Genomic DNA, 11,113 nt, shown 5'->3' on the forward strand with positions numbered 1-11,113 from the left:
CATTATCCCGGAGGACGCTCATTTAGACTGGATCAGTTTTCGGGGGGCAGGTCAACACTATACGTCGGCGTCACCAGCGACCTCGAGCAACGCGTCCACCAACACAAGACCAAAGTGCTGCCAGGGTTCACGAGCAAGCACGGTCTGACGAAGTTGGTCTTCGCCCAACCCGCACCCGACGCTCTATCGGCAATTCAGCGCGAGAAGCAGATCAAGAGTTGGCGCCGAGACAAGAAGATCTCACTAGTCGAAGAGCACAATCCGAACTGGATCGACTTGGCTGCAATATGGCTCGGCGAGGACGGCGAGTAACTGGGATGTCCACAAGACTGTGGACTCCGTTGTTAATGGGATTCCTCGCCTTCGCTCGGAATGACGGCTCTTGGCGCTGGTGCGCCTGGCGCCTTGGCTGAGACGACCCCGTTGTTGATGGCGATTCCTCGCGTCGCCCGCAACGACGGCACGGCCGCGAACTCAACGCGCCTAACCCCGCTTCCGCTTGCTCGGCTGCACCCGCCGCGGCTCCCCCTCCGCCTTCGGAAACTGCGGCGGATACGGCGCCTCCCCCTGCCCCTCCCGCTCCTGCCTCGCCACCAACTCCAGCACCGGCTCCAGCGAGTGATGCACGTCGTCGATCGCCGCCGATGCATCGCCGCGCTCGGCGAAGCGCTTCGGCACCGTCACGATCGTAAAGTCGCCCAGCTCCGCCGCCGGTACCTCATCCCACTCCAGCGGACACGACACGCGCGCGTCCGGTGTCGGCCGCACCGAGTACGCCGACGCCACCGTGCGGTCGCGCGCGTTCTGGTTGTAGTCGATGAACACGCCGCGACGCTCTTCCTTCCACCACGCCGTCGTCGCGATCTCCGGCGCCCGGCGCTCCACCTCCCGCCCGATCGCCAGCGCCGACCTTCGCACTTCCTGGAATCCCCACTTCGGCTCGATGCGCACGTTGATGTGGATGCCGCGCGACCCCGATGTCTTCGGATACCCGCGCATCCCGCACGACTCCAGCACGTCCCGCACGATCATCGCGACGTCGCGCACCTGTGCGAATGTCACGTCCGGCGTCGGATCGAGGTCGATCCGCAGCTCATCCGGATGATCGACGTCATGCGCCCGCACCGGCCACGGGTTCAGGTCAATGCACCCCAGGTTAATCGCCCAGATCACGTCCGAAACTTCGTCTGCAACCGCCAGGTCCGCGCTGCGGCCGCTCGGAAACGTGATCGTCGCCGTGTCGATCCACTCCGGATGGTTCGCCGGCGCGCGCTTCTGGAAAAACGGCTCCCCCTCGGCGCCGTCCGGGAAGCGCTTCAGCACCATCGGCCGCCTGTATACGCCCCGCAGCGCCCCTTCTCCGACGGCCAGGTAGTAGTTCACCAGGTCGAGCTTCGTATACCCCGCCTGCGGAAAAAACACCTTGTCGGGGTTCGTAACGGTGACCTCGCGCCCGCCCGCGTCGACCACGATCGGCTTTGGCTTTGGCATGCGATAAGGGTACGGGACGGCGTCAGTACTGGAACACCTTCCGCCACGTCAGGTCGCGAGGATACACGTCCCCGACGCCGAGGAACGAAGCATCGACCTGCGGCTCGACGCCGTACACCAGCGCCCGAAAATACACGTCATTCGCCGACAGCGGCGATCCTGCTTCGATCGGCAACGTCGCGCTGATCTCGAACAAACCGATGACCACGTCAGCGCCTTCCAGCGGCACCGCGCCCGACCCGTCGTCGCCGTACAGCACCCATGCGCCGTCGTCGAACCGCAGCGATACCGTCCAGAACGCCTCGAGATCGTCGTCGACGAACGGCGCATCCGACTCCGGCCCCTTCGCGAACCTCCACTCGTAACGATGATGACCGCCGGTCACAACAAACGAATCGCGCCCCGCACCCATCACCATCGACAGTCGAAGCGCATACGGCGACGGCTGCACTGACGCGTTGTTCGCGTCGAGCCGCGCGTCCGCCTTGTCGACCGTGACCTCGTTGAGAAACCCGAGCGGGATGCGCCCGGGGGCGCCCACCTCGTACACCTTCTCGAGCGTATCGATGCGAAACAAGTACGCACGCGGGTCCGGCGTCGCCGTCGCACTCGCCACAGCAACACCATCCGACGGCGACGTGCGCTCCGGCGAAGCATCACCCGAATCACACCCGACCAGCACCACCGAGAGAAAGCCAAAAACGACAGCCGCAACCCGAAGCATCATGCCTCCAACGTCGCCCTGCCGCCGAAACTTACAACTGCTAACTGAAGACTTAAAACTGGCGGCGCTAGCCGCCGCCAGCCACCTCGCTCACGCCGTACGCATCCATCTGCGACTGGAACGACGCCACGTCGTGCGAGTACACCAGCAAGTCATGCTTCTCGCCCACCCGGTCCTTCACGTGGTCGCGGAGCAACGCCTCCGGCTTGAAGCCCAACTGCTCGAACGTCGAGATCGCGCCCTTCTGGTCGATCGTCATCTGCGCCACCATCTTCTCGATGCCGGCATCAAGCGCCTGCGCGAAGATCGCCTCCGTCAGCGCGCGCCCCAGCCCCTTGCCGCGCATCTCGTCGCTGATCAGCACGCGCAGCTCACCGACGTGCTGCGACCACGGCGCTGTGCTCAGATGCAAACTGCCGTAGCCGTAGATGCGCCCTTCGCGCTCCGCGACGATCGTGTTGATGCGACCGGCGTCGATGTTGTCGAGCCAGTCCGCGATGATGCCCGGGTTCGTGATGTCCGTGCGCAGGAACAGCAGATCGTGCTCCGAAAGCGACTGCGTGAAGTTCAAGAAGGACTCGATCTGCGAACGGTCGAGCATCCGCAGCATGATGTCCGTGCCGTCGGACAGGCGCGATTGCCGGGGCAGTTGCAGCGAGCGCTCGCTGGCGCCGTTCGTCGCTCGATGCGCGCTCATACGGACCGCACCGACAGCCACTCGTTCACCTTCGGCCACAGCCTCACGACGGCGTTCATGCCGGCGACCAGGCTCACGTGCCCTCCCTTCAACACCACGTCCTCCTTGTCCTCGCTGCCCACCAACTGCGTCAGTTCGTGCGTCGCTTCGTACGGGGCGATGTGGTCGTGCTGCGCCATCGTGTTCAGCACAGGCTCCGTCACGCGCTTCAGGTCGACGCGCTGACCGCCGACCTTCAGTTCGCCCTTCATGAGCTTGTTCTCCCACATCAGGTCTTTCGTCGTCTGCCGGAAGCACTCGCCCGGGAACGGGATCTGGTCGCTCGTCCACTTGTTGAACAGACGATAGTGCTTCACGTACTGGTCGTTCCACAGGTTATCCCACAACCGCACGTACGCCACGAGACGGTCCGCCGGCCGCAACAGCTCGAACGACCGATACATCAGCTCCGGCGGGATATTTCCAAGCTGATCGACCACGCGATCGACGTCGAACCAGCGCTTGTCCGTCCACTGCTTGAACAGCCCCATGCGCTCGTAGTTCACCGGCGTCGCGATGGTCACCAGGTTCGCCATCGGCGATTCATCGGCGAGCCCGCGATAGATCAGCGACAACAACCCGCCCATGCAATAGCCGATGAACGACACGTCGTCTTCGCCCGACTCTTCCTGGATCCGCTCGATGCACGCCGGGATCATGTCCTGCGTATAGTCTTCGAGCTTGAGCTTCGAGTCCTCCGGCCGCGGCACGCCCCAGTCGATCATGAACACGTCGTAGCCGCTGCGCAGCAGAAACTCGACGAAGCTTACGCCCGGCGTCAGGTCCAGGATGTACGGCTTGCTGATCAACGACATCACCAGCACGACGGGTATCCGGTACACCTCGTCGCTCATCGGGTGATAGTGGTAGAGCCGCATCGTCCCGCGGCGATAGATGACGTCTTTCGGCGTCATCCCGACGTCCGGCTCGTCGCGCCCCAGCAGCACGTCGATGCCCCGGACGGAGCGCTGGATCGTGCGCTCAACCTCCTTGCGGACGACATCGCCGATGTTTTCCGTGCCAGATGCGGTCTGTGGCGCAGTCATGGTGGGCCTCCGGGCGGGTACCGGAATCGAAGGTGATTCAGCCAGTATGCCACCGGCGAAGGAGCACTGTCAGTAGGAAAGTTCCTAACCCCGAGCGCGGGCTCTAACACGTGGCGCGGGCTTTCGGCCGGCGAGTACCGACGCCTCACCTATCGAGCACGGGCCTAACCCTGGCGCGGGCTTTCAACTCGCGAGTACAGACCCCTCACCTATCGAGCGCGGGCTTTCGGCCCCGCGGCTTCGCTGAAGAACACGTCTATGCGCGGCAGTTCCACCGACGAGCCCGCCCGCTACCCCGTCATCCTGAGCAAGCGCCAGCGCCGCGAAGGATCTCCTCGCACGCCTCTACGACCACCCGACACTCAGAATGCGAGGCCGTGGCGCCGCGGCCCAAGGTCTGGCGCCTTCCACAAACAACCGTGGCGCGGGCTTTCAGCCCGCGAGTCCAAAACACCCGCACGTAACGCGCGGCTAGGCTGAAGAAACGCTAACGCCCAGCGATGCGCCTCCCAGCATCCACCATCCAGCTTCCAGACGCCCTACCGCGCCCCGTTCGCCGCCGCCGCCGTCGGCCGCTTCGTCCGCGCCGGCTTCGCCCGCACCGACGTCCGCGACACCGCGTCGACCAGCGTCATCTGCGCTTCGATGCGACCCAGCGTGTCCTCGATCGCCTTCATCCGCTCGCCCAGCGCCACCAGGTCGCCGTGCGTCGGGATGTTGAACGCCGTGTAGTAGCGCTCCAGCTGATCGGCGATCATCCGCTGCACCGTCAGCGACGCCTCGACCCACGCGTTCATCGACGTCGAAAAAGCATCCGTCCCGAGCACGTCCTTGAAGAACCCGTTCCACTGGCGCTCGGAGTCCGTGATGAACTGCCGCCACATGTCCAGTGGGTTTTGCGTCGTCTCCTCGGCCATGTCGATCTCCTTTCGACGTGCCTCGTCGCTGCTTATCCGCGCGCCGTGCGGGGTTTCTCATCCGTAGCGGCGTCCCCCGCCTGGGGTGCTAACCCTTCCATCGTCTTGCGGAACACGGCCTGGTAGCGCCCGAGCACGTCGATCCAGCTCGTCAGAAAGATGTCGCCCGCATTCGTCAGCGAGTACATCCGCCGCGCCGGACCCGACTCCGACGTGTCCCAGAACGACGACACCATTCCCGCCCGCTCCAGTTGCCGCAGCGTCCGATAGACGGTCCCCGAGTCGAACGACGGCAGCCCCGCCTCATTGAGTTGCTGCGCGAGTTGGTAGCCGTACGCGTTCCAGTTACGCAGGAACGCCAGCAGCGTCGTCGTCAGCATGTCGCCGTGGAGCCGGAATGGCGCTCCGTTTTCGGTGTCGTCGCCGTTCACGCGCTGCTTGTCCTGCTCGCCGCTCTTGCGCTGCGCCATCGTATCACGTCCTTCCAATCGCCTTCGCATGATAGTTATGTCTAGTGTCAGCCTCCGGCGTCCCGCTCTGGGGAGGTCAGCCGTCAAATCGCACTTGACAGCGTATCGCCGCTATGTGTAAGTTACACATATCGACGCGGCGGCGCAAGCCCCGACTAACCCCGGTCTACCTTCAAGGAGGAATCTCATCCCATGGCCAACACCAATAGCAACACCGCAGTGGACAAGTACTTCGAGGCCCTCACCGAGAGCTATGACGCCATCATCGAAGCCATCAAGGCCGGCAACGAGCGCGGCTTCCGCATCTCGAACAACCTGCTCACCGAAGCACAGCGCGGCCAGCGCGAGGCCGTCGACCTCGGCCGCAAGTTCGCCGATGACCCCACCGACGTCTCTGGCTTCTACCGCGCCGTCATGGAGTCGACCACCAAGGCCCAGGGCCGCGCGCTCGAACTCGCCCGCCAGATGTTCGACGAACTCAGCGAGTCGCGCGGCGACACACGCGACGCGATCGAGAAGGTCGTGAAGGCGCAGCGCGCCGCCGGTGAGGCCGCCGTCGAAGCCGCCCGCGACGTCGCCGGCACGACGGCCGACCGCGTCCGCACGGGCGTCGGCCGCATCACGAACCGCGCCGCCGGCACAGCCGAAGAAGTCGCCGACGAGGCCCAGGACACCGCGGCCAAAGTCCGCAAGTCCACCGCCGCCGCAGCAACCGAGTAAACTGCACCCAACAGGCGCCCGAACGAAGAAGGGGCGGAGGCCTAAACCTCCGCCCTTTTCAATTTTTCGCTGATCCTGCAAGCACAGGCACTATGCTCATCTCGCGCCATTCGACGCACGCACCGCAGGTGGAGGATAGGCGCCCCCGCCTGTCCCCTCGCGTAGCGACAGCCCCGTCATCCTGAACAAACGATGCATTCCCGTCATCCTGAGCAAGCGCAGCGCAGTCGAAGGATCTCCTCCCGGCGACCACTCACCGATCGGCCACCGCCTTGGGCATCACACCGGGACGCTCCCGCCTCCCGCTTCCCTTCACGCTCACCGTCATCCTGAACAAGCGGAGCGCGTCGCACGGTCACGAAGTCACGGCCATCACCGACACATCCCGCTTCCCGCCTCCCGCTTCCCTCTACACCGGCTCCCAATACCGCCGCCCCTCCCCGCTCATCACGCGCCCGAACGTCAGCCCCGGAAAATGCGCCGCACCCACCAGCGCTCCCGTGCCCTCGATCTCCCGCGCGAGCGCTTCCTGCGACCGGCGCGCCATCGCCGGGTCGACGTCCCCCGCGCCCGACCACTCCGTCTCCGTCAACTGCACCGGGCACGAGATCGCATCCCCCAGCACGAACGCCCGCGCGTCCCCCGACGACAGCACGAGGCCCGCGTGCCCCGGCGTGTGCCCGGGCATCGCGATCACGTTCACGCCCGGCACGATCGCGTCGCCGTCCTCCTTCGCCTCGAACCGCGACGCGATCGCCTCGCGCACGTCGTGCCGCCCGAAGTCGTTGACCGGCCGCCCCGCCCAAAAGTCCATCTCCGTCTTCGTCAGGTGGTACGTGGCGTTCGGAAACGTCGGCGCCCCGCCGCCGCTCTTCAGCGCCGCCGTGCCCACGTGGTCGAGATGCGAGTGCGTCAAAAACACAGTATCGACGTCACCCGGCTGCACGCCGTTCGCCGCCAGCTCCGCCAGCAACGTGCCGCCCTTGAACACGCCAAGCTCCACGTCGCCCACGCCCGTGTCGATCAGCACCCGACGGTCGCCCGACCGCACGAGGAAGCACGAATACGGAAAGGTCAGATTGCCCGCATGGTCGAGCCACCGATCATGCGCCGTCCACGCTGCCTGCGTGCTCGCCGGAAAATATGCCGTCGCCGGAAACGTCACCGACCCGTCCGACACCACAAGCACATCAAGCTCGCCCACTTGAAACCGATTAGCCATCCCGAACCACACACTCTCTAGACGCGATCTCTAGACGCGATCGAAGCCGGCACCGCAGGTGGAGAACAGCCGCCCCCCGGCTGTTCCCGGAGCGCAGCGACGAACCGAAACGTAGGGACGTAGCTTCAGCTCCGTCCCCGCGCGATGTGCGCGCGGCCGCGCCGCAGGCGCAATCATATCCCGTAGCCACCACTCGTCCAGACGAGCGCACAAAAGAACAACGAACGCGGTCCACAGCCGCGCTCGATCTGAGAACTGACAACTGACAACTGAGGACTTACAACTAAGCCTGCACCGCCCGCAGGTGGAGAACAGCCGCCCTCGGCTGTTCCCGGAGCGCAGCGCCAACCCGAAAAAGTAGCGACGAACCTTCAGGTCCGTCCCCGCGCGCCGTGCGCGGCCGCCGCAGGCGAATCATATCCCCGAAGCACGGCCCACACACGAACGCACCGCGAAAATAACAACGAACGCGGCCCAAACCGCGCCCGCTGCCACTCACTTACAACTGAAAACTAACAACTGACGACTTACAACTAACCCTGCACCCCCGCGAGCAACTTCGCCACCGTGCAGTACACGTCCGGATTGAACGCCATGCCGATGTGCGTCGCCGTCACCTCGCGGTTCAGTTCGTCGTCCTCTTCGACGCACGAGCGCCAGTCGACGACACCGTCTACCTTCGAATAAATCGCGCTGCGCTGGAAGGGCGTCGCGCCAAGCTCTTCTTCTTCCTTCAGCGTCCGCACAAAAGCGCACTCGCACTGCGGCGTAAAACAGTCGCGCGTCACCTGCCGCCGCCGCTCGCGGACGATGTTCGACCGCACAAAGTTGGCCGCCGAAAGCACCAACGGGTGCGCACGCACCTCGCGGAACGGCGAACCCATCGCGATCACCTGCTTGACGATCGTCGGCGAACGATGCGCTGCCGCCCGCGCCAGCATGCCGCCCAGGCTGTGGCCGATGAGCGTTACCGGCATGCCCGTTTCCGTATGTGCCTGCTCGATCGTCATCAGGAGGCGCTGCGTCAGCAACTCCGGACAGTCGACGTTGCGGCCGATGCCCGAGAAGTACGGCCGGTAGCCGATCCGCCGCAGCCAGAGATGCATTTCCGTGAGATAGCGGTCTGAGCCCAGGAACCCCGGCACCAGCACGACCGGCTCGCCGTTGCCGCGCTGGATGCCAAACCCGTAATAGACGGGGGACACCCGCAGTGCTACCCAGTCGAGGGGGAAGAACGCCTCGAGCCAGAGGGGACGGTTCGTGGGCTGATAGCCGGCCGTATCAAGTTCGGCGGTGCGTGTCGTCACGGGTCCCCTCCTCGAGCGCCGCCCCGCCCCTTGCGGCTTGGCGCTATCATCCCGCCCTTACTAGGATATAAGCAAGTCCCGAAGCAGCTATAACACGTTTTTGGCCGTCTCAATCCCGAAGATATTCCAATTCTTCCCCTTCCCTTAATCATCTCACGCCTCCGGGAGGCGTATAATCCGTACTTGTCAAGGTAGCCCTCTCGAGACGCGCCGCTGGAGGCGAAGCACTTCCTATGACCCTGCTGTCCCGCCGCATGAGCGCCGAAGACGCGTGGTTTCTCTACTTCGAGAAGCCCGACGCCCCCCTGCACATTGGCTCTGTTGCCATCTACGAAGGCCAGATCCCCTTCGAAAAGATGTACGCCAGCCTCGATGCCCGTATGCACACCATCCCGCGCTACCGCCAGCGCGCTGTCATCCCTCCGTTCTACGCCGGCCACCCGACGTGGGAAGACGACCCCAGGTTCTCGCTCCACCGTCACCTCAAACTCATCACGCTCGACCCGCCGGGTACCGAGGAGCAGCTCCGCGACCTCTGCAGCGATATGTTCGCGAAGTCGCTCCCGCGCGATCGCCCGCTCTGGGACATCGCCATGATCCAGGGCCTCGAAGGCGACCGCACCGCCATGCTCAGCCGCGTCCACCATTGCCTCGTCGATGGCGTCTCCGGCATCGAACTGCTGCTCGCCGTGTTGGACCTCGTGCCCAACCCCGAGCCTACCCCGCCGCCCGAGCAAGAATGGCGCCCGAAGCAGCCGCCGAACCCGCTCCAGTCGTGGAGCGACGCCATGTTCGAGCAGATGGAGACGAATGTCCGCGCCTTCACCGAGTGGCAGAGCGGACTGCTCGACCCGCGCAGCCAGTTCCGTCAGATGACGGAGTTCCAGCGCGCGATCGAGGTCGCCATCCCGTCTGTGATGCGCCGCGCGCCGTCGACGCCGTGGAACAAGCCGATCAGCGGCAATCGACGCTCCGCCTGGACGTGCATGCAGTTTCACGAGGTGCGCGGCATCCGAAGCGCGCTCGGCGGCACCGTGAACGACGTCATGCTGACGATCCTCGGCGGCGCGCTGGGCCGATACTTGCGCGAACACGGCGTCAACACCGAAGGCATGTCGATTCGCCTCATGATCCCCGTCAACGTCCGCTCAGACAGCGAGCAAGGCGCGCTCGGCAACCGCGTGTCGATGATGCTGCCGCAGATCCCCGTGGGCATCGCGAATCCCGCTGAGCGGCTCCTCGCCGTGCGCGAGCAGATGGAAAACCTCAAGTCCGACAAGCAGGCGGATGCCTTCGAGCAGTTCAGCCGCATGTCAAGGAACATCCCCGCCATGTTCCACGCGCTCGCCGGCATGGGCGGCGTGCCCGCGGGCAACGTGAACCTCGTCTGCACGAACGTCCCGGGGCCGCTGATTCCGCTCTACGCCGTCGGCCACCGTATGATCGCCCACTACCCGATGGTGCCGTTGGCCGGCGATCTCGGCATCGGCGCCGGCATCACCAGCTTCGACAAAGGGCTGTACCTCGGCATCATGGCCGATCCGAATGTCGTCCCCGACGTCGACACGATTCGGCGCTACGCCGACGAAGAGTTCGTGCTCTTGCGCACGCTCGCCCAGGTCGAGCCCAGCGACCTTCCCGACGTCGGCGTCAGCCGCAACGGTAACGGCAATGGCCACACATCACCGTCCCCAGACCCTACCCCCACCCCCGCAATCGAACACGCAGAAGCCCGCGCCTGATCGCCTGCACGCGGATCGTAGGGACGTAGCTTAGCTGCGTCCGATCCCGATCCACACAGCACCGCCCCTGCACCCGAGAACGGCCGGGGCGCGCGCAACTTCGGCATGCCCGCCAAGCCGCAACCGACTGTCCCGCATAACGTCATCCTGAGCGAACGCGAAGGATCCCCTCGCGGCAAACTCGTCGTCCCGCAGCACCCTCCCTGCACGCGGATCGTAGGGACGTAGCTTTAGCTGCGTCCGATCCCGCACACGGAAACGAAATGCGGAGCGCTCCGCGCACCGCGACATTCCCATCTGCGCCATCTGTGTCCATCTGTGGTTACCCAAACACACAAACGCCTTCACCGGATCGTAGGGACGTAGCTTTAGCTGCGTCCGATCCCGCACACGGAAAAACGAAACGCGGAGCGCTCCGCGCACCGCGACATTCCCATCTGCGCCATCTGTGCCCATCTGTGGTTACCCAAAACACACAAGCGCCTTCACCGGATCGTAGGGACGTAGCTTTAGCTGCGTCCGATCCCGCACGCGGAAACGAAATGCGGAGCGCTCCGCGCACCGCGACATTCCCATCTGCGCCATCTGTGCCCATCTGTGGTTACCCAAAACACACAAGCGCCTTCACCGGATCGTAGGGACGTAGCTTTAGCTGCGTCCGATCCCGCACGCGGAAACGAAATGCGGAGCGCTCCGCGCACCGCGACATTCCCATCTGCGCCATCTGTGCCCATCTGT

11 protein-coding genes are annotated in these 11,113 nt (G+C 64.8%); 3 read left to right on the forward strand and 8 right to left on the reverse strand.

What is annotated here, in order from left to right; genetic code table 11:
* Positions 1 to 27 precede the first annotated feature (27 nt).
* Positions 28 to 312 (forward strand): GIY-YIG nuclease family protein, encoded by a 285-nt coding sequence (locus WEB52_07780; GenBank protein MEX2226331.1) that lies wholly within the window; start codon positions 28 to 30, stop codon positions 310 to 312.
* A gap of 171 nt (positions 313 to 483) precedes the next feature.
* Here the strand turns inward: WEB52_07780 and WEB52_07785 are convergent, their stop codons facing one another.
* From WEB52_07785 to WEB52_07810, 6 genes are all read right to left on the reverse strand, one after another.
* Positions 484 to 1,491 (reverse strand): DNA polymerase domain-containing protein, encoded by a 1,008-nt coding sequence (locus WEB52_07785; GenBank protein MEX2226332.1) that lies wholly within the window; start codon positions 1,489 to 1,491, stop codon positions 484 to 486.
* A gap of 22 nt (positions 1,492 to 1,513) precedes the next feature.
* Positions 1,514 to 2,218, reverse strand: a complete 705-nt coding sequence (locus WEB52_07790; protein MEX2226333.1) for a hypothetical protein — start codon at positions 2,216 to 2,218, stop codon at positions 1,514 to 1,516.
* A 64-nt stretch (positions 2,219 to 2,282) separates the two neighbouring features.
* Positions 2,283 to 2,912, reverse strand: coding sequence for a GNAT family N-acetyltransferase (locus WEB52_07795; GenBank protein MEX2226334.1), 630 nt, complete (start codon positions 2,910 to 2,912; stop codon positions 2,283 to 2,285).
* Complete coding sequence (locus WEB52_07800) at positions 2,909 to 3,997, reverse strand: alpha/beta fold hydrolase (GenBank protein MEX2226335.1); 1,089 nt, start codon at positions 3,995 to 3,997, stop codon at positions 2,909 to 2,911. The genes WEB52_07795 and WEB52_07800 overlap by 4 nt, the downstream gene beginning before the upstream one ends.
* A 539-nt stretch (positions 3,998 to 4,536) precedes the next feature.
* A complete protein-coding gene (locus WEB52_07805; GenBank protein MEX2226336.1) occupies positions 4,537 to 4,914 on the reverse strand; it encodes a hypothetical protein in 378 nt (125 codons plus the stop codon).
* Between the two features lie 32 nt (positions 4,915 to 4,946).
* Complete coding sequence (locus tag WEB52_07810; protein ID MEX2226337.1) at positions 4,947 to 5,384, reverse strand: helix-turn-helix transcriptional regulator; 438 nt, start codon at positions 5,382 to 5,384, stop codon at positions 4,947 to 4,949.
* 192 nt (positions 5,385 to 5,576) lie between these two features.
* Here WEB52_07810 and WEB52_07815 point away from each other — a divergent pair, with 192 nt between their 5' ends.
* Positions 5,577 to 6,104, forward strand: a complete 528-nt coding sequence (locus WEB52_07815; GenBank protein MEX2226338.1) for a hypothetical protein — start codon at positions 5,577 to 5,579, stop codon at positions 6,102 to 6,104.
* 409 nt (positions 6,105 to 6,513) lie between these two features.
* Here WEB52_07815 and WEB52_07820 read toward each other — a convergent pair whose 3' ends face one another.
* Both WEB52_07820 and WEB52_07825 read right to left on the reverse strand, forming a co-directional pair.
* The gene (locus tag WEB52_07820; GenBank protein MEX2226339.1) at positions 6,514 to 7,308 is read right to left on the reverse strand and encodes an MBL fold metallo-hydrolase; all 795 of its coding nucleotides are present in this window, start codon (positions 7,306 to 7,308) and stop codon (positions 6,514 to 6,516) included.
* A 551-nt stretch (positions 7,309 to 7,859) separates the two neighbouring features.
* Positions 7,860 to 8,633 (reverse strand): alpha/beta fold hydrolase, encoded by a 774-nt coding sequence (locus WEB52_07825; GenBank protein MEX2226340.1) that lies wholly within the window; start codon positions 8,631 to 8,633, stop codon positions 7,860 to 7,862.
* A gap of 233 nt (positions 8,634 to 8,866) precedes the next feature.
* Between WEB52_07825 and WEB52_07830 the strand changes: the two genes are divergently transcribed.
* Positions 8,867 to 10,375, forward strand: coding sequence for a wax ester/triacylglycerol synthase family O-acyltransferase (locus WEB52_07830; protein ID MEX2226341.1), 1,509 nt, complete (start codon positions 8,867 to 8,869; stop codon positions 10,373 to 10,375).
* The last annotated feature ends 738 nt before the right edge of the window (positions 10,376 to 11,113 follow it).

This window comes from Dehalococcoidia bacterium (assembly GCA_040902535.1).
Lineage (GTDB): Bacteria > Chloroflexota > Dehalococcoidia > DSTF01 > JACRBR01 > JBBDXD01.